24 protein-coding genes are annotated in these 24300 nt (G+C 44.6%); 13 read left to right on the forward strand and 11 right to left on the reverse strand.

Annotation, left to right across the window (positions count from 1 at the left end):
* Positions 1 to 98: 98 nt before the first annotated feature.
* From QMA01_RS15640 to QMA01_RS15670, 7 genes are all read right to left on the reverse strand, one after another.
* Complete coding sequence (locus QMA01_RS15640; protein ID WP_290215458.1) at positions 99 to 995, reverse strand: peptidylprolyl isomerase; 897 nt, start codon at positions 993 to 995, stop codon at positions 99 to 101.
* A 108-nt stretch (positions 996 to 1103) separates the two neighbouring features.
* Positions 1104 to 1289, reverse strand: coding sequence for a hypothetical protein (locus QMA01_RS15645; protein WP_006828367.1), 186 nt, complete (start codon positions 1287 to 1289; stop codon positions 1104 to 1106).
* A gap of 61 nt (positions 1290 to 1350) precedes the next feature.
* Positions 1351 to 1896 carry a DUF3267 domain-containing protein gene (locus tag QMA01_RS15650; protein ID WP_203340961.1) on the reverse strand — a complete coding sequence of 182 codons (546 nt, stop codon included), beginning with the start codon at positions 1894 to 1896 and terminating at the stop codon, positions 1351 to 1353.
* A 100-nt stretch (positions 1897 to 1996) separates the two neighbouring features.
* The gene (locus tag QMA01_RS15655; RefSeq protein WP_191716603.1) at positions 1997 to 2560 is read right to left on the reverse strand and encodes an HTH-type transcriptional regulator Hpr; all 564 of its coding nucleotides are present in this window, start codon (positions 2558 to 2560) and stop codon (positions 1997 to 1999) included.
* Between the two features lie 223 nt (positions 2561 to 2783).
* Entirely contained in the window at positions 2784 to 3206 is a 423-nt protein-coding gene (locus QMA01_RS15660; RefSeq protein WP_191716602.1) for a YtxH domain-containing protein, read from the reverse strand.
* Positions 3207 to 3331: 125 nt separating this feature from the next.
* On the reverse strand, positions 3332 to 3862 hold the full coding sequence (locus tag QMA01_RS15665) for a tryptophan transporter (RefSeq protein ID WP_191716601.1): 531 nt from the start codon (positions 3860 to 3862) through the stop codon (positions 3332 to 3334).
* A gap of 104 nt (positions 3863 to 3966) precedes the next feature.
* The gene (locus QMA01_RS15670) at positions 3967 to 4398 is read right to left on the reverse strand and encodes an HIT family protein (RefSeq protein ID WP_191716600.1); all 432 of its coding nucleotides are present in this window, start codon (positions 4396 to 4398) and stop codon (positions 3967 to 3969) included.
* A 109-nt stretch (positions 4399 to 4507) separates the two neighbouring features.
* Here QMA01_RS15670 and QMA01_RS15675 point away from each other — a divergent pair, with 109 nt between their 5' ends.
* The gene (locus QMA01_RS15675) at positions 4508 to 5257 is read left to right on the forward strand and encodes an ABC transporter ATP-binding protein (protein WP_191716599.1); all 750 of its coding nucleotides are present in this window, start codon (positions 4508 to 4510) and stop codon (positions 5255 to 5257) included.
* The gene (locus QMA01_RS15680) at positions 5241 to 6440 is read left to right on the forward strand and encodes an ABC transporter permease (RefSeq protein WP_290215459.1); all 1200 of its coding nucleotides are present in this window, start codon (positions 5241 to 5243) and stop codon (positions 6438 to 6440) included. Before QMA01_RS15675 ends, QMA01_RS15680 begins: the two co-directional genes overlap by 17 nt.
* A 42-nt stretch (positions 6441 to 6482) precedes the next feature.
* Here the strand turns inward: QMA01_RS15680 and QMA01_RS15685 are convergent, their stop codons facing one another.
* From QMA01_RS15685 to QMA01_RS15695, 3 genes are all read right to left on the reverse strand, one after another.
* On the reverse strand, positions 6483 to 7652 hold the full coding sequence (locus tag QMA01_RS15685) for an amidohydrolase (protein ID WP_290215460.1): 1170 nt from the start codon (positions 7650 to 7652) through the stop codon (positions 6483 to 6485).
* A 167-nt stretch (positions 7653 to 7819) separates the two neighbouring features.
* Positions 7820 to 8815, reverse strand: coding sequence for a sodium:calcium antiporter (locus QMA01_RS15690; RefSeq protein WP_203340965.1), 996 nt, complete (start codon positions 8813 to 8815; stop codon positions 7820 to 7822).
* A gap of 52 nt (positions 8816 to 8867) precedes the next feature.
* Positions 8868 to 9380, reverse strand: a complete 513-nt coding sequence (locus QMA01_RS15695; protein ID WP_191716595.1) for an antibiotic biosynthesis monooxygenase family protein — start codon at positions 9378 to 9380, stop codon at positions 8868 to 8870.
* 210 nt (positions 9381 to 9590) lie between these two features.
* Here QMA01_RS15695 and hemE point away from each other — a divergent pair, with 210 nt between their 5' ends.
* From hemE to QMA01_RS15715, 4 genes are read left to right on the forward strand one after another with little or no spacing between them, the layout of a single operon-like run.
* On the forward strand, positions 9591 to 10637 hold the full coding sequence (hemE, locus tag QMA01_RS15700) for a uroporphyrinogen decarboxylase (RefSeq protein WP_191716594.1): 1047 nt from the start codon (positions 9591 to 9593) through the stop codon (positions 10635 to 10637).
* A 24-nt stretch (positions 10638 to 10661) separates the two neighbouring features.
* Positions 10662 to 11594 (forward strand): ferrochelatase, encoded by a 933-nt coding sequence (gene hemH, locus QMA01_RS15705; protein ID WP_203340968.1) that lies wholly within the window; start codon positions 10662 to 10664, stop codon positions 11592 to 11594.
* Positions 11595 to 11618: 24 nt separating this feature from the next.
* The gene (gene hemY / locus QMA01_RS15710; protein ID WP_290215461.1) at positions 11619 to 13058 is read left to right on the forward strand and encodes a protoporphyrinogen oxidase; all 1440 of its coding nucleotides are present in this window, start codon (positions 11619 to 11621) and stop codon (positions 13056 to 13058) included.
* On the forward strand, positions 13055 to 13525 hold the full coding sequence (locus tag QMA01_RS15715) for a FixH family protein (protein WP_191716591.1): 471 nt from the start codon (positions 13055 to 13057) through the stop codon (positions 13523 to 13525). The genes hemY and QMA01_RS15715 overlap by 4 nt, the downstream gene beginning before the upstream one ends.
* Positions 13526 to 14402: 877 nt before the next feature.
* Here QMA01_RS15715 and yhfH read toward each other — a convergent pair.
* Entirely contained in the window at positions 14403 to 14528 is a 126-nt protein-coding gene (yhfH, locus tag QMA01_RS15720; protein ID WP_008430608.1) for a protein YhfH, read from the reverse strand.
* A 143-nt stretch (positions 14529 to 14671) separates the two neighbouring features.
* Here yhfH and QMA01_RS15725 point away from each other — a divergent pair, with 143 nt between their 5' ends.
* The 7 genes from QMA01_RS15725 (at position 14672) to QMA01_RS15755 (ending at position 23912) form a co-directional block, all read left to right on the forward strand.
* Entirely contained in the window at positions 14672 to 15664 is a 993-nt protein-coding gene (locus QMA01_RS15725; protein WP_290215462.1) for a lipoate--protein ligase, read from the forward strand.
* Positions 15665 to 15736: 72 nt separating this feature from the next.
* Positions 15737 to 16441: a response regulator transcription factor gene (locus QMA01_RS15730; protein ID WP_290215463.1), complete on the forward strand. Its 705-nt coding sequence runs from the start codon at positions 15737 to 15739 to the stop codon at positions 16439 to 16441.
* A complete protein-coding gene (locus QMA01_RS15735) occupies positions 16441 to 17544 on the forward strand; it encodes a sensor histidine kinase (protein WP_191716588.1) in 1104 nt (367 codons plus the stop codon). The genes QMA01_RS15730 and QMA01_RS15735 overlap by 1 nt, the downstream gene beginning before the upstream one ends.
* The gene (locus tag QMA01_RS15740) at positions 17447 to 18220 is read left to right on the forward strand and encodes an ABC transporter ATP-binding protein (protein WP_191716587.1); all 774 of its coding nucleotides are present in this window, start codon (positions 17447 to 17449) and stop codon (positions 18218 to 18220) included. Before QMA01_RS15735 ends, QMA01_RS15740 begins: the two co-directional genes overlap by 98 nt.
* A complete protein-coding gene (locus QMA01_RS15745) occupies positions 18192 to 20129 on the forward strand; it encodes an ABC transporter permease (protein WP_191716586.1) in 1938 nt (645 codons plus the stop codon). Before QMA01_RS15740 ends, QMA01_RS15745 begins: the two co-directional genes overlap by 29 nt.
* 97 nt (positions 20130 to 20226) lie before the next feature.
* On the forward strand, positions 20227 to 21780 hold the full coding sequence (locus tag QMA01_RS15750) for a fatty acid--CoA ligase family protein (RefSeq protein ID WP_203340970.1): 1554 nt from the start codon (positions 20227 to 20229) through the stop codon (positions 21778 to 21780).
* 155 nt (positions 21781 to 21935) lie between these two features.
* Positions 21936 to 23912: a S9 family peptidase gene (locus QMA01_RS15755; protein WP_290215464.1), complete on the forward strand. Its 1977-nt coding sequence runs from the start codon at positions 21936 to 21938 to the stop codon at positions 23910 to 23912.
* Positions 23913 to 24300 lie beyond the last annotated feature (388 nt).

A 24300-nucleotide genomic window follows, 5' to 3' on the forward strand; every position in this document is an offset into this window, starting at 1 on the left:
CCGAGTTTGAACCTGAATGAAAAGTTAAAATAGCATGGTTTCTTAAGACTGAAAACCCCCGCTTCCAAAATGGAAGCGGGGGTTTTTGCATTCATGTATTATTCTGCTGGTGCAGCTTCTGGAGCGGGTTGTGGATTCAGGATGTCGTCCAAAGCACCTTCCAGGTCTTGGTCTTTGATTTCAACGTTTGCTTCTTTCATCAAGTCAGCGACTTTTGGAAGCAATGTGGTTTGATCCGCTTTTGAGATTGCAAGTTCAGAACGGATATCTTCTTTTTGGTCTTCAAAAGCAGGCTGGTCTTCAACCTTGCGCTTATCAAGAACCTGGATGATATGGAATCCGAATTCAGATGCCACAGGCTCGCTGATTTCGTCAACTTCCAACCCGTATGCAACTTCCTCGAATTCAGGAACCATTGCGCCAGGGCCGAACCAGTCAAGGTTTCCGCCGTTTGCGGCAGATCCTGTATCAGTTGAGTTTTTCTCAGCTAATGCGGCAAAATCGCCGCCTTCATCCAATTCCTTTTTGAGTGAGTTGGCAGTTTCTTCATCAGCCACTAAAATGTGGCGGGCGTTCAACTCTGTACCTTGGCGGTCATATTGTGCTTGGATTTCTTCGTCCGTTACTTCAACGTCTTCAGTCAACGCTTTTTCCTGCAATAAATTCAAGCGGATGACTTTCTTGTAGCTTTCTTCCGTTTGGTTATTTTGTGCCAGGAATTGATCGAAGCTTTCGCCTAATTCTTCTTTATTGCTGTTGTATTCTGCGTCTACTTCTTTGTCGGTCACTTCGTAGTTTTCGGCAAGTACTTTTTCAATCATCAGAATCTGTACAGCCTGTTCACCGATTGACGTTTTCATTTCTTGGTAAAGCTCATCTTTTGTTACATCACCAGCATCAGAAGATACGATGACTTCTCCATCTCCGCTATCACTGCATGCGGCCAAGGCTAATACGGATGCTGCCAGGGTAACTGTTAAAAAGGACTTTTTCATTGAATTTCGCTCCCAACTTTCTATCTAGATGCATTATTTATTCTACTATAAATATTCAAAGAAATGTAAATTTCCTAAAAAAAGACACTTGCCAGGAGGCAAGTGGATTTAAGGGGTAAATTCTACGCCTACATACAACGATACCAATAGTATTGTAATCAATATATTAATGGTACGGAATATTTTCTGGTGATTTTCTTCCGGAATTTCCCGTGAAGTGACAAGTGCTAATGTCATCCGATTTATCTGGAAAAGGTAAAATACGGAGAACATAACGATGAATGCGATAATCATGGATTTCCTCCCCTCTGACTTTACAACCTAGTATAACAAATCCGAGAAGAAAAAACAGGAATCAACTAACCACCGGCGGCACAAGAATTTCAAAGCCGGTGTCTGTTTCCTCGATTAATGCATACTTCGGAGAACGTGCCAAATTCCGCAGATAGATGATATCGGTTAAACATAGCCCGCTATGATAGGCCAATAGCATAGCAAAATAATGGCCATAGGCTGGCATCAACGTACTCATCGTCACAATGGCTGTGTTCATGATAAGGAAAGGCGCAGCCAATGAGAGAAGAAAGCGGGTTTTCGGAACAGGTTCATTTATATGAAGCAATATAGCCGGACAGATTTTCATCTGCTTACGAATAATAAGTTTCAATGACTTATAACAGCCGATCAGCGGCAGAAAATGCAGAATCTTATGAAGCGGATAAATAGCAAGCAAGGCTAAGATGAATAATAGGAAATACTGATCGGATAGAGGTGTAGCGTATACGATTGCCAGTCCGATATAGGAGGCCATGAAAACAGCGATTCCAAAAAGAGCTGAAATCATGAAAAGCCGGTCAAATCCATATTGTTTTTTTACATTGATCGTTTTCCAGCAGTGCATATGTGCATCTCCTATTACTAAAATCATTTTTGAGTCGATACATACAATACAATGATTTTTTAGGAAATGCAACCATAAATTAATTTTGGAAATTCACTGATTATTGCTGGCTTTCCTGGTGCACAATTACATGGTTTTCTTCACTAAACCGGTTCTCGATATTTTTAAAGGAAGCTTCAAAAATCTCCATGAAATCATCGCCGTAAATGTTGCGGATTACTGCCATAATATCCATAAACTCAGGGAATTTTCCATACAGTTCGCGCAGTTGAAGAGAACCGTCTATTACAGAATGGGGGGTTTCGTGATAATTTTCAATCATTTCCTGCATGAGCTTTTCGCCTTTCTCAGTCAGTTGGACGTATGTATTGCGTTTGTCCGTATCCCGTTTTGAAAAAGACAGCAATTCACGTTCTTCCAGTTTTTTTGAAAAGTTAAAAGCAGTCGAAACATGCATGACGCCAAACTTTGCGACATCAGAAATGGAAGCTCCTTTTAAATGGTAGGAGATCCAAAGGATGTGGTGCTCATTAATATTCAGGTCATAAGGTTTTATCCATAACTGCCAGTCTTTTTCTACAGCTTTCCAAAGAGCTTTTGACAATTGTCCGATGCGCTGGCTAAACAGCATAGCCTCTTTCATGGTATATTCCTTCTCGTTCATGTAGGCACCAACTTTCCTCCGAAATATTTTCTTTATTATAGCAGTAAAGCAAACGTAATTAAAGTAAGAATAGTAAAATAATTTACATTTGAAAAATCCCTTTAATCTATTGCTTTTTTCTACGTATGAAACGCAAAAAAAAACAGCCGCCCGAAGGCAGCTGCTCTAGTCCGTTCTTCTGTAAAGAAGGGATAAAGAACTTCACTGAGCGTAAAATCCAGCTTTACGCAGTTTGTGTATCGTCATCGACTTTTTCTTTTTTCGGTTTATCATCGTCGTCTTTGTCTTTTTTATCTTTGCTGAGTGTATTCTGCAATTCTTCAATAGCATTCTGGATTGCCATGATCTCCAATTGAAGATGCTCTTTAGCTGGTGCAGTGCTTTCTGTCCAATTTTCCAAAGAAGACTTTAATCCTTCAACTGTTTCAGGCAGTTGGGATTTTGCTTCTTCTGTTAAATGGTTAATCGACTCTTTTAAGCCATTCACTTTTACCTTCAGTTCGTTTAAGTACTCTTTCCATTCAGATGATGTCGACTTTACCGATGTACGCAAATCCTGCCCTGATTGCGGTGCAGAAAATAAGGCCGTTGCAGCTCCTGCTGCCAAACCTGTAGCGAGTCCTAAGAAAAACCTTGATGCTCTCATGTATGAAACGCCCCTTTCTTCCTATAAGCTTCTTTTCCTTTATTTTAACTAATTAAAACATAAAATTGAATGACTATTCAATAAAAAAAGCTTTTCGCCAAAAATAATGACGAAAAGCTTTAGGTTTAAGCTGCTTGCGAAACAGCCGTTTCAAATTTTGAACGCTTGACCAATGTAATGACAATCGGGTAAATCAAAGCGAAAGCGACTCCGTTCATCACTACTGCAGGCAATACCACTGTCACAACCAACAGGCTGAATGGGATATTGGCGCCAATTACAAAAATGGCAGCAGACAGGAAAATCGTTCCAGACAATAAAGTTCCGACTGAACAAAGGGCAATGGTTACTGGCAATTTGGAAACGAATTTCTTCAGGATCATCACCAAAGCAAGGAAAACAAATGCCGTGATGAATTTATCGATGATATTCGGGAAAAATCCTCCTGGGAATGTAGAAAACAGTCCGGATAGAACACCCGTCGTTACCGCCAATAAAAACACATTTTTTACATTCGGGAATAATAGGATGCCGACAAACATCATGGTCAACATGAAATCGGGCTTCATCCCGCCGTTAATGCCTGGAATCACCACATAAAGAGTGGCTCCGACGCTGACCAGCAACGCCATTAAAACTAAATTCTTCGTATTCATTTCTCATCTCTCCTCAGCTCTGTGCTAGTTTCTTTTTCCCGGACGTGTCCTCATGACCGCCGGCGAAAAACTTATACTGATTCTATCCTGTTCACCCTAGAAAATCAAGCATCAGCGGCTAATTTTTCTTTGACGCTTTCCGCAAGTTCCTGGATGCGTTCAGATGTGAATTCCTTTTCTTTAGTCATCCATTTTGCACCGAACCCATCACTTTCACCATAGCGGGGGATAAAATGCAGATGGAAATGGAACACGCTTTGGCCCGCTTTGGCACCGTTGTTGTTCAATAGATTCATGCCTTCAGGCTCAAACGTTTCTTTGATGGCTTTGGCAATTCTAGGCGCTACGGAAAATAGATTGGCTGCTTCTTCAGGTGCCAAGTCATAGACAAATTCGCGATGTGTTTTGGGAATAAGCAAAGTATGGCCTTTTGACAAGGGCATGATATCCATAAAAGCAAAAACATGTTCGTCTTCGTAAATTTTCACGCTTGGGATTTCACCTGCAATGATTTTGCAGAAAATACAATTTGTCATTGGTATCATCCTTTCCATTTTTCCCATTTTACCACAATTGCCATATCAGAAAAGAATTCGACAGCTGGATTTGGTACAATAGTTTAATAGAAAGAAAGAGGTGTTGTATATGGCAATATTGGAAGTTGACGCGTTGACAGGCGGGTATACACGCAAACCTGTTCTGCAGGAAGTGACGTTTTCAATAAAAAAAGGAGAACTTGTTGGGCTCATCGGATTGAACGGTGCCGGAAAGAGTACAACGATTAAACATATCATCGGATTGATGCAACCGAAATCGGGGCAAATCCGCTTGAACGGCAAAACTTTTGAAGAAGACATGGACGCTTATCGTTCTTCTTTTTCATACATACCGGAAACTCCGGTATTGTATGAGGAACTGACGCTTCGAGAACACTTGGAACTGACAGCGATGGCTTATAATATGGATCCAAAATTGTTTGAAAAGCGTTCTGCTGAGCTGTTGAAGGAGTTTCGGATGGAAAAGCGCCTGAGATGGTTTCCGTCACATTTCTCGAAAGGGATGCGCCAGAAAGTGATGATCATGAGTGCCTTTCTCGTAAATCCAGCGCTCTATATCATTGATGAGCCGTTTGTCGGGCTGGATCCACTCGGCATTAAATCCTTATTGGACCAGATGGAGAAACAAAAGAAAAAAGGGGCATCGGTGCTGATGTCGACCCACATTTTGTCTACGGCAGAACGCTATTGCGACCGGATCATCCTGCTTCATAATGGACGGGTTCGCGCCAGTGGCACAATGGATGACTTGCGGAAAGCCTTCAATATGCCGGAAGCATCATTGGATGATTTGTACATTGCGATGACCGAGGATGAGCTAAATGAAGAGTTTGCATGATGTTTGGTCACGGAGACTTCAGAAATACACATTGGAAGTCCAAAACTATTTAAAATATATTTTCACTGGCCATATTGCTGTAGTTTTGCTGTTTGCTTTAGGCGCTGCTGGATTTGCCTATAGTGAATGGATTCAAAACATCCCGCCGGAATTTCCTGGAGCTTTGGTGTTGGCCATTATCTTTGGTTTATTGCTGGCTTTCAGTCCGCCCTCAACTTTGTTGAAGGAAGCAGACTCGGTGTATTTTCTGCCTTTGGAAAGCAAACTGGATGAATTTCTGAAGCCGGCTTTAAAATGGTCGTTCTTTTCCCAATTGTATTTGCCGGTCATTGTCTTTGTCGTTTCATTGCCGATGGTCAACGCACTATATGGCTTGCCTTCGTCCTATTTGATCGGCTTCCCGATTTTGCTGTTGCTGATCAAATGGTGGAGTGTCCAAACGGAATTTGCTTTCCGTCGTCAAGGGGCAGGGGACAACGTCTGGCTGGACCGGATGTTGCGGCTCTTGCTGGTTGGGCTGTTTGTTTACTTCTATATAGAAGAGCAATTGATAATCGCGGTCGTTGTCCTGTTCGCCATTATATTGTATGGAAAATGGGTGGCAGGAAAAGCAGCCGGGAAACCTTTTGTCTATGAACATTTTATCGGATTGGAAGAAAATCGCATGCTGCGTTTTTACCAATTTGCCAATTACTTTACCGATGTTCCTCATCTAAAAGGAAAAATAAAACCGAGAACATGGCTGAATGGGCTTTATCGCCTCATCAAGCCAGGCCCCAAAAATGCGCATCTTTACTTGGTTTGGAGAACTTTTGTCCGATCCGATGAATTATTTTACTTATGGATTCGTTTGACTGCCATCATTATGGTGGCAGCATGGTTTATTCCATTCCAAATTGGTGTGGCATTGTTTGCCGGAGCACTGGCATTCGCAACGGTGATTCAGATATGGCAAGGCTTGACCCATACACAGCATTTCCGGATGGACAATCTGTTTCCGCTGACCCGTTTCAGCAGGCAACAGGCTGTCTGGAAACTCATCATGGCGGTACAGGTTCTGCAAAGTGCAGCAGCTGTGACGCTCCTATTGCTGGGAGAGCCGCTTACCGCTTTATTGACATTCGCTGTCATTCTGCTGGTTTCCATCATTACGGCAACTGTATTGAAACAGAAAAATAAATAAACCAAGCCCGTCAGCTGACTAGAGCCGACGGGCTTGGTTTTTTCATTTGTGAAAATTTAGAGCCGCTGCGCCAAGCGTTTTAGCTGCCAGCAGCATGGCTTCTTCTTTGAAATCGAATTTCGGGTGATGGTGGGGATACACATCGCCATCCGGCATGGCGCCGGTAAAGAAGAACGTCCCAGGAATCTCCTCCAGGTAATAAGCGAAATCTTCTCCGCCCATTTGAGGTGGACAATTATAGACTTCTGCAACTCCAGGCACAGTTTGGGCGATGCCTTTTACATAATGCGTCTCTTTTTCGTGATTGACGACTGGCGGATAGCCACGTTTGAAATTAAATTCGTAGCGGCTGTTATTGGCCATGCTGGTGCCTTCGATGACGCGCTCCATTTCAGTTTCCATCAGGCTTCGGACATCTTCTTTGAAGGAGCGGACAGTGCCGGACAAGACCGCTTGGTCCGCGATGATATTGAAAGGGTTCTGTGCGACGAACGAACCGACGGAAAGCACAGCCGATTCCAATGGATCCACTCGTCTGGACACCAATGGCTGCAGGTTAGAGACGATTTGTGAACCGATGACGACTGCGTCGATTGTTTCGTGGGGGCTGGCGCCATGGCCACCGCGTCCTTGAACTTTCAGCTCGAAGCTGTCTGCAGCGGCCATAATCGGCCCGACCCGCAAATCGATTCTGCCATATGGCGTCGTAGACCAAAGGTGAGTCCCGAAAATCACATCGACTCCTTCTAAAACACCTGCTTCAATCATCGATTTAGCTCCACCGGGAACCAGCTCTTCGGCATGCTGGTGAATCAATACATAGGTACCTTCCAATTCATTGCGCATATTGTGCAATATTTTTCCAAGCACCAGCAGAGTTGCTGTGTGGCCGTCATGTCCACAGGCGTGCATGACGCCGTCGACGGTTGATTTATAAGGTACATTTTCTTTTTGGTCCTGAATAGGCAGAGCGTCAAAATCAGCACGCAAGGCGACGGTTTTTCCGGGCTTTGCACCTTGTATTCTGGCGACTACCCCGTTTCCGCCAACTCCGTGCTCCACAGCTGCGCCCAATTGTTCGTAGTACTGGCGGATATAACGGGCTGTTTTGGTTTCCTGAAAAGAAGGTTCAGGGTTCATATGCAAATGACGGCGAATTTCCACCATCTCTGGATAAGCGGCGTCTAAATCCCTGTATAATTGTTCAATCATTGTCAAAACTCCTTTCTTTCTAAAAGCATATCATAAAAATCTGTCAATTATGAAAAAGGAGTTCGAAAGAACTGTGAAAATGGACAGGCCGAAGATACAGATACATGGAAACCAAAAAGCGCAGCCACCTCCCGCTTGGAAGATGGCTGCGCTTTGGGGCGATTTGATTAATAAGTAAAGTTTAAATAGGATGCTGCAAAGTATATAACGATGATAATTGCCGATGGAAGTGCATAAGATAGTGTAGAAGCACTTTTCTTCCGGTAAAGTGAAAATAGCGCTAAAACAGACATGATCAGAACACCGACCGCGATGATCATGTTCGCACCGGAAACATCCAACATGATGGGGCCCGCCGTGTAAACAGGGTCAGACAAAGCCAAAATGATCATGTTGAAGATGTTGCTTCCAAGAATTGCTCCAACAGCCATATTGACATTACTCAAGCGCAAGGCAACAAAAACGGAGATGGCTTCAGGCAATGAAGTAGCTGCTGCAATCAGGAAACTTCCGATAAAGCTGGAGCCGATTCCCGTAATGATTGCAATCTGATCGCCGGTTATAGATAAGGCGGTACCAGCAGCAAGAATGACCAGAGCGGCAACGATAAAGCGGGCAATTGCCGCTTTTGATGAAAGCGAAGCACTTGGATTTTCAGGCTCTTCTTCCGATTCAACAATTGCTTCGGCTTCAGGATCCAAAGAAGGCAATTTGTTGATGGCCACCATCCCGGCAATATACGTAATAGCGATAATTAAAGCATCCAAGCCAACGCCTAAAATTTGTATATCCAGACGCAGCCAAAGTGAAAGAATGACCATAATCGTCAACAGAATCCCAAGAAGGGCCGTGTAGATGTTATCACGCGAGGCGCGGTGTAAGATCTGGCGTCTTCTCAAAAGAAAGTCGAATCCGGCAAGGATGAACAAATTAAAAAGGTTTGAACCGATCATGTTGCCGACTGCAATATCCGCATTCCCGATTGCTGCTGCTGAGAAACTGGTTGATACTTCCGGCAGGGAAGTAGCCCCCGCCAATAATAAGGTACCGACCATCATACCGCCCATCGCCGTTTTAGAACTGATGACATCGGCGTATTGGGACAGCTTGATGGATGCGAACACGGTAAGTGCCGCTGCTAAAATAAAGATAACAAAAACCAATTAATTTCCTCCTTTTCAGGTATGTTTCCATTCAGATTAATGAAGGCTGTATTTATTCTTCTTCAGGTTTTGCTTTGTACGTACTGATGTATGATACACCTGAAAAAATATTGGGGCGTTGAGTTCCAGCCTTGTTTTCGGGTTGTCCTGAATGAGCTTGTGCAAATGCTTGAGATTCTTTCCATTTTTCATAAAAAGCAGGTGACTCCCATTCAGTCAGAACGATGTACGTATCTGAATCAAGCGGTCTCAACACGCGGAAGGCAATGTATCCAGGCTCATTTTCGATGGCGCCTGCACGATTTTTAAACCGGTGCTCAAAAACCGGGCGGCCTTCATCGGATACCGGCACATTATTGAAGACGAAAAATCCTTTTTCTTTGAACTCGCCTGTGCCGTCCACTACTTCGTAACGGCGCGGTGTTTGGAAAATGGTTTTTCCTTCTGTTTCATGGAGCATCAAGGTTGTATTTTCACCTTGCATAAGGACCATCGTTTCTTCGGGGTGCTTGTCACGCATTTTTTTCATGAAATCGTATGTTCCAGTCGTCATATAAAGCTTCATTAAAATCCCTCCTGAAATAAATAATACATTCTTTATATTCTTCCCTTAAGAAAACTAGATGAAACAGGTTTGACGAACAAGTGAAAAGAGAAGCGTCTAATTTATGACAAATGCGCCGGCAATCTATACAATAAAGGGCGGAACGTCTATAGTATAGACGGATATGGGTAGACGAACAGAAAAGCAGAAGATTGAAGGGATGAAAAATTCATGACATTTAACGACACATACCTCCGCGCAGCACGAGGAGAGAAAACAGAACATACACCAGTTTGGTATATGAGACAGGCTGGACGTTCTCAGCCGGAATACCGCAAAATCAAGGAGAAATACTCATTAGAGGAAATCACGCATCAGCCGGAACTATGTGCATACGTGACTAAACTTCCTGTAGATCAGTATAATAACGACGCAGCGATCCTGTATAAAGACATTGTTACGCCATTGCCTGCAATCGGAGTGGATGTAAAAATTAAATCAGGCATCGGTCCCGTTATCGACAACCCGATCCGCAGTATGGCGGATATCGAACGTCTAGGCGAAATCAATCCTGAGCAAGATGTTGATTTTGTACTGGAGACGATCCGCATGCTGACGAAAGATCAATTGAATGTGCCGTTGATCGGTTTTTCAGGCGCACCATTCACATTAGCCAGCTACATGATCGAAGGCGGACCTTCGAAGAGTTACAATAAAACTAAAGCGATGATGGTTTCAGAACCAGCGATGTGGTTTGCTTTGATGGATAAATTGGCAGATACCATTATCCCTTATGTAAAAGCACAAGTCAAAGCGGGTGCCAAAGCGATTCAAATTTTCGATTCGTGGGTCGGTGCGTTAAACGTTGAAGATTACCGCATCTTCATTAAACCGGTCATGGACCGTATTTTTGCTGAGTTGCGTACTGAAGGCGTGCCGTTGACGATCTTTGGTGTCGGTGCAAGCCATTTGGCAAAAGAGTGGCATGAGCTTCCAGTAGACGTAGTCGGCTTGGATTGGCGCCTGCCGATTTCCGAAGCGCGTTCTATGGGCTTGACCAAAGCTCTTCAAGGCAACTTCGATCCGTCTTATTTACTGGCAGACTGGCCGGTAATTGAAGAACGGGCGAAAAAGATTTTGGATATGGGCTTACAGAACGATGGCTATATCTTTAACCTTGGCCACGGCGTATTCCCAGAAGTTAACCCGGATACTTTGAAACGTCTGACAGCATTTGTCCATGAATACAGTGCGGCTTATAAAAGTAATTTAAAATAGAATAAAATTCATTTCGAGGTGATTATGTTGAAGAAGACAATGGGATTATTAGTGATGGCGTATGGAACGCCTTATACAGAAGAAGATATTGAACGTTACTACACACATATCCGACGGGGCCGTAAGCCAAGCGAAGAAAGCTTAGAAGATTTGCGCAGCCGCTACAAAGCGATTGGCGGACTTTCACCGCTTGCAAAAATCACCAAAGATCAAGCACAAGGCTTGTGCGACCGTTTAAATGAAGTACAGGATGAAATTGACTTCAAAGTCTATCTTGGCCTTAAACACATCGAGCCGTTTGTTGAAGACGGTGTGGAAGAAATGAGAAAAGATGGCATCACAGAAGCCGTTTCAATCGTTTTGGCTCCTCATTTCTCTACTTTCTCGGTTAAATCATACAATGGCCGTGCAGCAGAAGCTGCTGAAAAAGCGGGCATTTCATTGACTTCAGTTGAAAGCTGGTACAAAGAACCGAAGTTCATCCAATACTGGAGCGAAAAAGTCAGTGCTGCATTTGCTGAAATGTCAGAAGAAGAACGTGCGAAATCTTGCCTGATTGTTTCGGCGCATTCATTGCCTGAAAAGATCATCGCAAGCGGAGATCCTTACCCCGACCAATTAAAAGAAACAGCTGAGATGATCCAACAAGCTACTGGTGTTGAAAACGTTGAAATCGGTTGGCAGAGTGCCGGACAAACAGGAGAACCTTGGATTGGACCGGACGTTCAGGATTTGACGCGTGATTTGTTTGAACAAAAAGGATACACATCTTTCGTTTACACACCGGTTGGCTTTGTAGCCGACCACTTGGAAGTTCTTTTCGATAACGATTATGAATGTAAAGTTGTTTGCGACGATATTGGTGCAACCTACCGCCGTCCAGAAATGCCAAACGTTCAGCCATTATTCATTGATGGATTGACTGACGTTGTATTGAGAAAACTGGCGGAAAAATAAAGCAATTGAAAGTGAGGATTAAACGTGGCCGAACAAACGCATAAAGTAATCGTCGTGGGCGGGGGCATCACAGGTCTGTCATCGGCATATTACTTACAAAAACTGGCGATAGAACAAGGTTTGGCGATTGATATTACAGTGATTGAAGCAGCCCATCGCCTTGGTGGAAAAATCCAAACCCTTCAAAAAGACGGTTTTGTAATTGAGCGTGGTCCGGATTCGTTTGTCTCACGAAAAAACAGTATCCAGCAATTAGCGAAAGAGTTGGGCATTGAAGACCAATTGATCCAAAGTGCTCCTGGCACCACTAAAGTGGCGGTCGAAAATGAACTTTATTCGATACCGGCAGGGTCTGTTATGGGGGTCCCGACGAATTTTGGGTCATTTCTTGCTTCAGGCATCAGTTCCTGGTCCGGCAAAGCTCGGGCTATGGGAGATTTCTTCCTGCCCACAACAACTTCTGTTGAAGACCAGCCGCTTGGACCTTTCTTGAGACGGAGATTTGGCAATGAGTTGGTCGAAAACTTGATTGAACCGTTGTTTTCAGGTGTATTTGCCGGAGATATCGACCGTTTGAGCATAAAGTCGACTTTTCCTGAATTGCTGGAAGCAGGAGAACAGCAACGAAGCTTGATTCGTGGCTTGAAGAAAAATCAAGTAGCCAATTACCGCGCATTTGATACCGAAAAAACAGGCATCTTTCAAACTTTTTCCAACGGCATTGAAACACTTGTGCAAACCTTGGAAAAAGAGCTGCATACATGCACCATTTTAAAAGGTATCAAAGTTGAAAAGCTGGTGCAAAAAGGCAAACAAGTGGAATTGCGTTTGAACAATGAAGCATCGATGATTGCAGATAGTGTCATTTTCGCTTTGCCGCATGCCAAGTTGATGCCGATTTTTGAACCTTTGGGTTTGCTGAAAGGCTTGAAAGACATGCCCTCCACATCCATTGCGACAGTATCGATTGCATTTCCCGAAGGGGCAGTAAAAAACCCTAAGGATTGTACGGGATTTGTGGTTGCACGAAACAGCGATTTCACCATAACAGCCTGTTCGGCTGCGCACCTGAAATGGCCGACGTTGATTCCGCCGGGCAAAGCTCTTTACCGGTCATTTATCGGGCGTGTCGGGGACGAGGCGGTCGTTGAGTTGTCTGATGGAGAGATTGTTAAAGCCGTATTGGAAGACCTGCACAAATTGATGGATATACAGGAAGAGCCTGAATTTACCATCGTCTCGCGTTGGAAAGAAGCGATGCCGCAATATCTGGTAGGTCATGGAGATCGGATTGCGGCAGCGAAAAAGGAAGTGCAGGACGCTTTGCCGATGGTGCAGATTGCAGGAGGTTCTTTTGAAGGATTTGGATTGCCTGCTTGTGTTGATCAAGGAAAAGCGGCTGCCGAACTATTGCTTGAACGATTTGTTGCTGAGTCACTCAGCATGGAGGGAACTGCAAAATGAAAAAAATGATGTGGCTTGGATTGCCATTTTTATTGTTGGCTGGCTGCGGATCGGAAGAAGCGGATTCTGCAGGCACTGGTGAGATGATTGAAGAAGTGATGGTGGAGTTCAATACCGAACCGCAAGCCGATCCGGCTGAGGAAGTCCTGCTGTCAGTAGCGTTGAGCCAAGGAGACGAAGCTGTGGAAGATGCAAGTGAAGTTGTCTATGAAGTATGGGAGTCGGGCGACCGCAACAACAGCGAGATGATTACTGCTGAACATACGAAAGATGGCATCTACGAAGCGGAAACCAGCTTTGAAGAGGAAGGTCTGTATTACATGCAGGCACATACAACAGCAAGAGGTATGCACGTTATGCCGAAACAGGAAATCACGGTCGGCAACCCAGACCCGGATTCCATTGTTCCGGATGACAGTGACGATTCACAAGGCATGGACAAAATGGACGGCCACTCTGGGCATTGATCCATTATTGAAAAAGCACCGCTTAGGCGGTGCCTTTTTTATGTGGAAAAGAGAAAGAGTAATATTGATAGATTTTAGTGAGGTTCTATAAGTCGCTTCGGCCGCTTTGGAGTGGGTTCCCACAATAAGCCAGGAAACGTAGAGAGGTAATAGTTTTAGTGAAGTTCTAAAAGCAGCTTCGACCGCTCTGGAGAGGACTCCCGCCATAAGCCGGGCATCGCTTCTCTTGCCAGTCCTATGGCTCCGTCCCCTCCTGGACGCGGCTCAGCCCGGGGTGTGGGGGATAAATAGTGAGCCATATTTGCATGGAGTAGTTAGGTAATGTGGAGTTTTGGAAACGCTCGGCAGCGGTAATGCACGCGCCTTCGCTTCGACTGGGTGAGGTTACATGTGGTTTTGTGGTTCTACAGGATAATTTGGTGTTTCTACATGAACTATGCAGGTTTCTACCGGGAGATGTGGCGCTTCTACATGAATTAGCTGCTTCTCTACATGAAGTTTCTGCGCTCCTACACGAATTTCGCGAAAAGTCATGCAAACTAGAATGCTCAATGGGTGAATAATCGATCCTGGTATGTGAGCCAAACTGTAACAGGAAGTGTCGCTGCCTATTCAGGCTGTTCGCACGGCGAACAGCTTCCAGTCCGAGCTTGACCTTTTATGAAACAGATGAAATGCAGGTAAGGATATGGATAGTGCAGGTAAAGGAGCGATTAGTTCAGATAGAAAGATATCATGTTCAGGTAGCTGCCCCAAATATTATGATAGCAAGAAGAGTTACCCAGATAGAAGCAGTTTTTCACCATTTGGATTCAATACAAAAAGAAACAGCGCCAGTAAGCGCTGCTTCGTTTTTTATAAGTATGTTTGCTGAATCTTATAAGTTGTTGCAGGAATCACATTGAGTACCATAACATTCATGCTGCTCTTCCATTTTTTCTCCACAAGATGCGCATTGTTTCGGGGGCAAGTTCTTGAAAAATTCGACTACGTTTTCAATCATAACTTCCATCTCCTTTTTGTTATAGTACTGTTGGTGTTTAGAACAGTGTATTATAACAGTTTAGATTCGTCAACCCTAAACCGTGAATTTATTTGAAAAATCCGTTAAACTAACAAAAGGAACGCAGCCAAAGGAGAGAGATTATGTATTTCGTAGATAATAAAGGCATTACAGACCCACGCATCAACTTGGCAATTGAAGAATACTTATTGAAAACGATGGATGTTGAAAAAGATCCGTTTCTTCTGTTCTATATCAATGAACCTTCTATTATTATCGGCAAAAATCAAAACACAGCTGAAGAAATCAATACTGATTATGTAGATTCAAATGGCATCCACGTCGTACGCCGTTTATCTGGCGGCGGAGCGGTCTATCATGACCTTGGCAATTTGAACTATAGCTTTATTACGGTCGATGACGGAAACAGCTTCCGCAATTTCCGTAAATTCACGGAGCCAGTGGTAAAAGCGCTTCAAAGCCTGGGCGTCAATGCTGAGCTTTCAGGACGCAATGACTTAATGGCAGAAGGCCGGAAAGTATCGGGCAATGCCCAGTTTTCTACAAGAGGCCGTATGTTCAGCCATGGCACGTTAATGTTTGATACAGAAGTGGATGCGGTGGTCTCAGCATTGAAAGTCAGCAAAGAAAAAATTGAATCAAAAGGGATCAAGTCGATCCGCAGCCGGGTGGCAAACATTTCCGAGTTTTTGAAAGAGCCGATGACCGTGACCAAATTCCGCAACGCGATTCTGCACTCGATATTTGAAGGGGAAGAAAATGTCCGCTACTACGAATTGACCGACGAAGATTGGAAGAAAATCCATGAATTATCAAAAGAGCGCTACGGCAATTGGGACTGGAACTACGGCAAATCGCCTAAGTTCAATATTAAGCATTCCCATCGCTTCCCGGTTGGCGGCATTGATGTTCGTCTCCAAGTGGAAAAAGGCATTGTTCAAGATGCCCATATTTACGGTGACTTTTTCGGGGTCGGCGACGTATCTGAAATTGAACAAGCCATCACAGGTACGAAATACGAACGTGCATCTTTAGATAAAGCGATTGCCGGAATTGATATCCCGAAACTTCTCGGAGGCATCACGACGGAGGAATTTTTGAAATTAATTTATTAAGAATTTCCGGGAGCCTGCTTTTATGCAGGCTCTTTTGTTAAAATGGAAAGAAAAAGGAAAGGGGGAATCATTGTGGCTGTTCAACGGATCTTCATTGTAGAAGATGATTTGAAAATAGCGGAGTTGTTGGCAGAAACCTTACGGAAATACCATTACGAAGTGGAGACCGCAAAAGATTTTGATCAAATCATCGAAGAATTCGAAGCTTTTGATCCCCATTTGATTTTACTCGATATTAATTTGCCTTCTTATGATGGTTATTATTGGTGCCGTCAATTAAGGCAGCAGACCACATGTCCGATATTATTCATTTCTGCCCGTTCTGGAGAAATGGACCAAGTCTTCGCTTTGGAAAATGGTGGAGATGATTTTATTACGAAACCTTTCCATTACGAAATCGTCCTTGCAAAAATAAGAAGCCATCTGCGCAGAGCCTATGGTGAATATGCACCAAAGCAGGAAGAACGATCGGTCAAAGCAGGCCGTATCGTGCTGTTCATGGAGCGCATGGAACTGCATGTCAAAACGGAATCGATTCCGCTGCAGAAAAAGGAATGCACAATAATAGAGCTGTTGCTGTCTCATTACCCGAAAGTGGTATCACGGGAGCAGCTGCTGGAAGAACTATGGGATGATCAGGCATTCGTTGATGAAAATACGCTTAATGTCAATATGACACGCGTCCGGAAAAAGTTGGCTGACTATGGCGTTAAATCGGTCATCGAAACGGTAAGAGGAGCAGGATACCGCCTGTTGTTGCATGAGGAGGAAGCCTGATGCTGCGATTGTTTTTGAAAGAACATGCGGCGTTCATTGTTTTCCAAATTGTGCTTGTGGCGTTTATCATGCTGCTGTATTGGCTGGATGGTTTCCGCAACGTGGATACGGCCATTTATTCCTTTGTGATCAGCAGCGTATTGGTGATTACGTTTCTGACGGCGCGCTTCGTCAAAAGGTATCAATATTATCAGCGGATTTTGGCGAAACCGCAAAGCATGGAGCATGCTTTGCAGCGGGAAGGGAAATCACCTGAACAGGTTCAGACAGAAATCTATCTTCAGGAGTTGTACCGGCTGTATCAGCACGAAGTGCAAACATTGTATGCCACTCAAAATCGGCACCTGCAATTCATGAACCAGTGGGTGCATCAAATGAAAACGCCGTTATCCGTCATGCATCTGCTGTTGCAGGAAGAACAGGAACTTGATAAGAGCAGCGTCCGTGAAGAAATGGATCGGTTAAAAGCAGGCTTGGATACAGTGTTGATGAATGCGCGTTTGGATACATTTGAACAGGACATGCAGATTGAACAAGTATCGCTGCGGTCGTTGGTCAGCGAAGTCACCAATGAAAACAAACGGTTGTTCATATCAAAGCGCGTCTATCCGGAGATTTCAATTGGAGAAGAGCATATCGTTGCGACCGACCAGAAATGGATGAAATTTATCATCGGCCAATTTTTGACGAATGCAGTCAAATACACCTTTGAAGCCAATAAAAAAGTGTTTATTGCTGCAGAATGTACAAATGGCAATACTTTGCTGACCATACGGGATGAAGGGATTGGCATTCCTTCATCTGATCTGCCGCGCATCACTAAGGCATTTTTCACCGGAGAAAACGGACGGAAGACTGGAGAATCTACCGGCATGGGCCTGTATCTGGCAAAAGAAGTTTGCCGCAAGCTGGGCCATGAATTGGAGATTTCTTCGGTTCAAGGAGAAGGGACGACCATCTCTGTTCTGTTCTTCAACCAAGATCTTGCAACACAGGAGGAAAACGATGACAGTAGTAAAAATCGACGAAGTGACAAAAGTATACGAGGGGAAAGTGGCACACCGGGCAGTCAACCAGCTGAGCTTCACAGTGGAAAAAGGTGAATTCCTGGCAGTGATGGGACCCTCAGGCAGCGGCAAAACGACGTTGTTGAACTTGATTTCAACCATTGACTCGTTGACTTCGGGAGAGATTTTGATTGATGGCATCAACCCGCATTTATTGGGTAAAAATGAGTTGGCCCTGTTCCGCAGAAGGGAATTGGGTTTTGTATTTCAGGACTTCAATTTGCTGCAGATGCTGACCGTTGAGGAAAATCTTGTGTTGCCGTTAACGCTCGATTATGTACCAATCGATGAAATGGCGCGCCGTGTACTGGTCATTGCCAAACGGCTGGGACTGACATCCATCCTTCATAAACGGCCAAACGAAATTTCTGGAGGAGAAGCACAGCGTACTGCAATCGGACGGGCGCTTATTCATCAGCCGGCATTGATACTGGCTGATGAGCCAACAGGAAACTTGGACTCAAAGTCTTCACGTGACGTGCTGGAGATCTTATCCAATGTGGCCAATGACAGTGAAACAACCATCATCATGGTGACGCACGATCCGATTGCTGCAAGTTACTGTGACCGTGTGCTGTTCATCAAAGACGGTGAATATTTCAATGAAATCTATGGAGACGACCGGCGCCAGACATTTTATCAGCGAATTTTGAATGTCTTGTCTTTGCTAGGAGGATCCGTGAATGACCTTTCGGCAACTCGCTTACCATAACGTTGTCCGCAATCGCAGAAATTATGCGGCTTTCTTTTTAGCCAGTGTTTTTTCAGTCATGGTATTCTTCGTCTACTCGATGTTCATTTTTCATCCGGCATTTGAAGAAGAAGGTCTGCGGCTATTGGCAATCCGCGGAATGCTGATTGCCGAAGTCGTTCTGTACATTTTCACTTTGTTTTTCCTGTTCTATTCCATGAGCGCCTTTTTACAGGCAAGGTCAAAGGAATTCGGGGTCTTGATGCATCTAGGAATGACGAAAAAGCAATTGAATAAATTGATTTTCTTTGAAATGCTGATCCTTGGGACGGTATCAACCGTAACGGGCATCGCTTTCGGCTTTGCTTTTTCGAAATTCTTTTTCATGGTCGGCCGTGAAATCATGGATCTTGATAGCTTGCCGCTGTATGTCTCCTGGGAACCTTTCCTGTTGACGATTGCAGCGTTTGCCAGTTTGTTCGTTATCATCTCTTTCATCAGCGTAGGCTTTATCCGTACGAAGCAAGTTGTCGATTTGCTGCAGGGATTTTGGAAAGTGGAAGAAGAGTCGAAATCGTCAACCGTGCTTTCTGTTATGGGCATTGTCTTTTTGGCTATAGCCTATACATTTGCTGCGAATGTTTCAGACCGTACTGTATACCAGATGATTTTCATTGTTCCGCCACTTGCCACATTCGGCACGTATTTGTTTTTCACCCATACGCTGCATTCATTATTGCGTTTATACAAGCGCAAAAAAAATGTCTATTGGGAAAAGACGAGGCTGGTGTCTTTAGCGGAAGCTTCAGTCAAACTGAAAGACAGTGCCCAGATGTTCTTTATCGTCACAATCGTGTCGACTGTTGCATTTTTGACAGTGGGTACACTGGCGTCTTTCATGTCGTATACAGGAGATTTCCGCGAATCAAATCCATTGGGGCTCGTTTATATTTCATTTAATGGCAACGAGCAGGAAACAGAGCATATCGAACGCCTTACCCGCCAATTGGAAAATGAACAATTGGCTTACGATATGGTGGAATTGACGGTCAAACGGCAAACTTCCGGTGCCACTGGAAACGATGTCGATATCTTAGCACTGTCTGAGTTTAATCGCTTGGCAGCCAGCCTCGGCTTTCAAGCGGCAGAATTGCAGCAGGGAGAAGGCATGTTTGTTCCATTTTCGTTGGATGCCTTAAAAGAGCTGGAGGAAACCAGTGTTGAAACGGTGCTGTTTGAAAGTGATGTTGGCTTATCGATTGAGTCGACGTATCCACATGTCGTCTTCCCGATCCATACTTTGAACATCAATACGATTGTTGTGAGCGACGCTGATTATGAAGCAATTGATGAACCCTTATTGGGATATGAACCCGGTGCGTCTGATTTCTCCTACTATGCTTTTGATGTATTGAATTGGACGGAAACAGTGAATGTTGGGAATCGATTAACGGAAACCGTCAACAACGCAGTGGAAAACGCTGATTTTAATGGAGTCAATTTCTTTTTTGAAAATCCAGGCGATGATTACCGTTGGTTTAAATCTTCATTCGCTTTGCTGTTGTTTATCGGGGTCATGGTAGCGGCCGTGTTCTTGCTGGCAGCAGGCAGCTTTATTTACTTTAAATTGTATACAGGACTTGAACGGGACCGGAAGCAATACAAGCTGCTGATCCGCATGGGCATGACCGACAAAGAACTGGGCAAAATCGTGAATCGCCAATTGATACCTCAATTCTTTTTGCCATGGGGCCTTGCTTTGCTGCACAGTGCATTTGCTTTTATCTCGCTGCAAGTCGTCTGGGAAGAATTTGCCGAGCTGTCAATCCTCATCGAGATGGCCATTGTGCTTGGCGGCTTTACCGTTGCCCAAATCTTATATTTCTTTTTGATCAGATGGCGTTATATAGCTCATCTTCAGGCACCGTAATTTTACGGTGCCTGTTGTATTGTCTGAAGATTTATTTTATAATGAAAACAGGGTAAAATATGAATGAGTATTCATTCAACACGAAAGAGGGATGGAAATGGATTTAATGTCACGTGTTCATGAAATTGCTGAACAGGATTCTTCCAGAATTGCGTACAGCTTTATGGGGAAAGATACGAGTTACGGCGAATTCGATCAGTCGATTGCAGTTTTTGCTGGAGCTTTAAAAGGTTTAGGCGTGGAAAAAGGGGACCACGTCGCATTTCTTTTGGGCAACACACCACATTTTCTGATTTCGTTGTATGCGACGATGCGTTTAGGCGCAACAGCAGTTCCGATCAATCCAATCTACAGCCCGGATGAAATCGCTTACATATTGAATAATAGCGATGCCAAAGTGGTTGTGGCACTTGATTTGCTTCTGCCGCTGGTTGAAAAAGCACATAAAGCGCTGCCAGCTGTTGAATCCTATATTATTTGTGAAACAGATCCGTCTACGCCGGAAAAAATGGCACAACTGCCTGAAGAAGTAGAAGGGAAAGTCCATTCATTCACTGGCCTGCTGGGCAAGTCAGCGCCTCATGCCGAATTTGCGCAAGTAGAAGCCACCGACAACGCCGTCATTTTGTATACGTCCGGAACAACCGGTAAACCAAAAGGCGCCATGCTGACACACGAAAATCTATACTCGAACGCACGGGATGTTGGGGAATACCTGCAGATTGGCGCAAACGACCGCGTAGTTGCAACGTTGCCGGTATTTCACGTGTTTGCTTTGACAGTTGTAGTGAATGCACCTCTATTGCAGGGGGCGACGATTATTTTGGTACCGCGTTTCAATCCGAAAGAGGTATTCGATGCTATTAAACATTACAAAGCAAGCGTTTTTGCCGGCGTACCAACGATGTTCAATTTCATGAATCAATTACCGGATGTCGATCCGGCGGATTTCGCATCTGTCCGATTGGCTGTTTCCGGTGGTTCGGCCATGCCGGTAGCTTTGTTGCACAGTTTTGAAGAAAAATTCAATGTCCGCATTTCAGAAGGATATGGCCTGTCGGAAGCTTCACCGGTTACTTGCTTTAATCCAATTGATCGGGAGCGAAAAGCCGGTTCGATCGGCACGTCCATTATCAATGTGGAAAACAAGGTCGTCAACGAATTGGGCGAAGAAGTGGCAGCCAATGAAGTCGGCGAACTGATCGTTCGTGGACCGAACGTTATGAAGGGGTATTACAAAATGCCGGAAGAAACAGCTTCGGCAATTCGTGAAGGCTGGTTGTACACAGGCGATTTGGCCCGTGTCGATGAAGAAGGCTACTTCTATATTGTTGACCGCAAGAAAGACATGATCATCGTAGGTGGCTATAACGTTTACCCACGTGAAGTCGAAGAAGTGCTGTTTGCGCATCCAGCGGTTTTAGAAGCTGCTGTAGTCGGCTTGCCGGACCCGGATTTCGGTGAAGAGGTCAATGCATATGTGGTACTGACCGATTCTTCTGTTACAGTAGAAGAATTAAAAGCTTACTGTGCAGAACATTTAGCGAAATACAAGGTGCCAAGACAGTTTGAAATTCTGCAAGAATTGCCGAAGAACACTACAGGGAAAATCCTGCGGCGGTCGTTGAAAGACCAGGCGATGCAGAAATAACCTGTTACATGTTTAGATCTTATGAATGATTGGAGAACTCTGGATGATTATTCCAGAGTTTTCTTTTGATTTGATTGAAAAAACTGACATTTTTTATTATAGTTAAGGAGCAGTATTACGATTTACGAAATAGTTGAATCCGAGGAGGAAGTAGTATGGTGAAAAAAGCAATGGAAATTAAGGATTTAACGAAGTTGGTATCAGTGACGGATCCCCGGATTTCACCGGATGGAACAAGAGCGGTGTTTATCCATACACAAATCGATGAAGAAGAAAATACATACAGAGCCCATCTTTACCACATCAACCTGGAAACGGGAGAACAAACCCAATGGACGTATGGCAAAGAACGCGTAAGTTCACCACGGTGGTCGGCTGATGGAACGGCAGTGGCTTTCTTATCGGATCGCAACGAGAAGAACCAATTGTTCGTTATGCCAGCCTTTGGAGGAGAAGCACGCTCATTGACTGATTTTGAAAAAGGAGTCAATGGGTTTGAATGGGCGCCTTGCGGAACAAAGATCTGGTTTAATGCCTTGGCCAAAGAAGGAAAAACCTTCACCGACAAGGAAGAAAAAGAAGAAAAGAAACAGCCTGAGCCCTACCATGTCGACAAAATGAAATACAAGATGGATGGAATGGGCCTGTTGCCGAAAGAGTTCCATCGCCACATTGGATCAGTGGATCTCAATACGAAAAAAGTAGAACAGCTGACAGAAGGAAATTATCATTACAGCCTGGAAACCGTCTCACATGACGGAACAAAATTGATCTATGGCGTGACGCGAGAAGAAAACTTGGATTTTGTATTCCGCCAGCCTCTTTATCTAATGGATCTCGAGACGAAAGAAGAATCCGTATTAATTGAAGAAGAAGGATACTTTGGCGGCGCTGCTTTCTCTCATGACGATACAAAAGTGGCTTTTGTCGGCAGCATGCGGCAATTTGAAAATGCCACACACACAGAAGTGTATGTGGCGGATTTAAAGGCGCATACTCGGATTTCCCTGACAGAAGGCTTGGACGTACCGGTGGGTGATTATGTCGTAGCTGATCATCAACAAGGAGCAGTTGCACCGGATGTGGTATGGACAAAAGATGATCATTTGTATTTTCAAGTTTCGACCATGGGTGATGTACGCCTGTACTTTGCTTCTCTTGATGGCATGATTTTCCCGGCGTCTCCAGACTTGGAGCATGTTTATGGATACGATGTTTCACGGAGCGGCGAATTCGCAGTGGCAGCCATCAGCAACCCAGTGAGCCCAGGCGAGTTGTATTTGCTGACGATTTCGACTGGCGAACGCCAGGCATTAACTTCATTTAATGAAGAATTCCTCAAACAGACGGAATTGGTTGAAGCACAGCCGATCATCACAAAAGGATCGAAAGACTGGGCTGTCCATGGTTGGCTGATGAAGCCTTATGGTTATCAGGAAGGCCAGAAGTATCCTTTGGTCGTCAATATTCACGGCGGTCCCCATGCGATGTATGCCAATACGTTTGTCCACGAAATGCAATTGCTGGCAGCCCGCGGTTTCGGCGTATTATACGTCAATCCGCGCGGCAGCCATGGCTACAGCCAGGAGTTTGTAGACGCGGTACGCGGTGATTACGGTGGGGGTGATTACGAGGACATCATGAATTCGGTCGAACAGATTGTGGAATCCAACGCCTGGATCGATACAGATCGTTTGGGCGTCACCGGAGGCAGTTACGGCGGATTCATGACGAATTGGATCGTCGGCCATTCAGATCGCTTTAAAGCAGCAGTGACGCAGCGCTCCATTTCCAACTGGATCTCATTCTTCGGTGTCTCGGATATCGGCTATTATTTCAGTGACTGGCAAATTGGCGCGGATATGACAGATGTTGACAAGCTATGGAAGCATTCGCCATTGAAGTACGCAAAAAATGTTGAGACCCCATTGCTGATTCTTCATTCTGAAAATGATTACCGCTGCCCGATCGAGCAGTCGGAACAATTGTATGTCACATTAAAAAGTATGGGCAAAACAACAGAGTTTGTCCGTTTCCCAGAAGCCGACCACAACCTGTCGCGAACAGGCAAACCGAATCTTCGCTTTGCACGTCTGGAACAGATTACAGGCTGGATGGAAAAATACCTGTAAACAGGAAAAACGGAGCAGCTATATCAGCTGCTCCGTTTCAGCCTGTAGACAAAAGAATATTTATGTCGTTCAAAGGGTGAATATGCAATTTATTGTCTTGCTATTGGATCCTGCACTCCAGGCGGACGCTTTCCTGCGGGCTTGCGCCGAACTAACTCGGACTGGCGCCCGAGTGGATTTCGGCACTTCGCTATCCCGCAGGAAGCGAGTCGGGCTGTGCCTGACTCGTTTGCGACGAAGCTAGCGAAGCGATGCAGGAGCATATCTTTGCCCTTCGCCGCCTTGCGCTACGGATCTTTGTATGAAGGAGTTACCAAGTTTATTGGGACGATGGTTTCTGGATCCTGACTAGCAGGTTATTTCCTTTGGTTGAAGCTACACGCCCCCG

The sequence above is a fragment of the Planococcus notacanthi genome (assembly GCF_030407825.1).
GTDB lineage: Bacteria > Bacillota > Bacilli > Bacillales_A > Planococcaceae > Planococcus > Planococcus notacanthi.

Excerpts from the sequence above, each read along its gene's own strand:
- QMA01_RS15680 (WP_290215459.1), top strand. The coding sequence starts at position 5,241 with ATGAAGAGTTTGCATGATGTTTGGTCACGGAGACTTCAGAAATACACA.
- yhfH (WP_008430608.1), bottom strand. The coding sequence starts at position 14,528 with ATGATTGAAAACGTAGTCGAATTTTTCAAGAACTTGCCCCCGAAACAA.
- QMA01_RS15735 (WP_191716588.1), top strand. The coding sequence starts at position 16,441 with ATGCTGCGATTGTTTTTGAAAGAACATGCGGCGTTCATTGTTTTCCAA.
- QMA01_RS15755 (WP_290215464.1), top strand. The coding sequence starts at position 21,936 with ATGGTGAAAAAAGCAATGGAAATTAAGGATTTAACGAAGTTGGTATCA.
- hemH (WP_203340968.1), top strand. The coding sequence starts at position 10,662 with ATGTTGAAGAAGACAATGGGATTATTAGTGATGGCGTATGGAACGCCT.
- QMA01_RS15660 (WP_191716602.1), bottom strand. The coding sequence starts at position 3,206 with ATGAGAGCATCAAGGTTTTTCTTAGGACTCGCTACAGGTTTGGCAGCA.
- QMA01_RS15655 (WP_191716603.1), bottom strand. The coding sequence starts at position 2,560 with ATGAACGAGAAGGAATATACCATGAAAGAGGCTATGCTGTTTAGCCAG.
- QMA01_RS15640 (WP_290215458.1), bottom strand. The coding sequence starts at position 995 with ATGAAAAAGTCCTTTTTAACAGTTACCCTGGCAGCATCCGTATTAGCC.
- QMA01_RS15645 (WP_006828367.1), bottom strand. The coding sequence starts at position 1,289 with ATGATTATCGCATTCATCGTTATGTTCTCCGTATTTTACCTTTTCCAG.
- QMA01_RS15670 (WP_191716600.1), bottom strand. The coding sequence starts at position 4,398 with ATGACAAATTGTATTTTCTGCAAAATCATTGCAGGTGAAATCCCAAGC.
- QMA01_RS15675 (WP_191716599.1), top strand. The coding sequence starts at position 4,508 with ATGGCAATATTGGAAGTTGACGCGTTGACAGGCGGGTATACACGCAAA.
- QMA01_RS15695 (WP_191716595.1), bottom strand. The coding sequence starts at position 9,380 with ATGAAGCTTTATATGACGACTGGAACATACGATTTCATGAAAAAAATG.
- QMA01_RS15750 (WP_203340970.1), top strand. The coding sequence starts at position 20,227 with ATGGATTTAATGTCACGTGTTCATGAAATTGCTGAACAGGATTCTTCC.
- QMA01_RS15740 (WP_191716587.1), top strand. The coding sequence starts at position 17,447 with ATGACAGTAGTAAAAATCGACGAAGTGACAAAAGTATACGAGGGGAAA.
- QMA01_RS15650 (WP_203340961.1), bottom strand. The coding sequence starts at position 1,896 with ATGCACTGCTGGAAAACGATCAATGTAAAAAAACAATATGGATTTGAC.
- QMA01_RS15745 (WP_191716586.1), top strand. The coding sequence starts at position 18,192 with ATGACCTTTCGGCAACTCGCTTACCATAACGTTGTCCGCAATCGCAGA.
- QMA01_RS15665 (WP_191716601.1), bottom strand. The coding sequence starts at position 3,862 with ATGAATACGAAGAATTTAGTTTTAATGGCGTTGCTGGTCAGCGTCGGA.
- hemE (WP_191716594.1), top strand. The coding sequence starts at position 9,591 with ATGACATTTAACGACACATACCTCCGCGCAGCACGAGGAGAGAAAACA.
- QMA01_RS15685 (WP_290215460.1), bottom strand. The coding sequence starts at position 7,652 with ATGATTGAACAATTATACAGGGATTTAGACGCCGCTTATCCAGAGATG.
- QMA01_RS15715 (WP_191716591.1), top strand. The coding sequence starts at position 13,055 with ATGAAAAAAATGATGTGGCTTGGATTGCCATTTTTATTGTTGGCTGGC.
- QMA01_RS15725 (WP_290215462.1), top strand. The coding sequence starts at position 14,672 with ATGTATTTCGTAGATAATAAAGGCATTACAGACCCACGCATCAACTTG.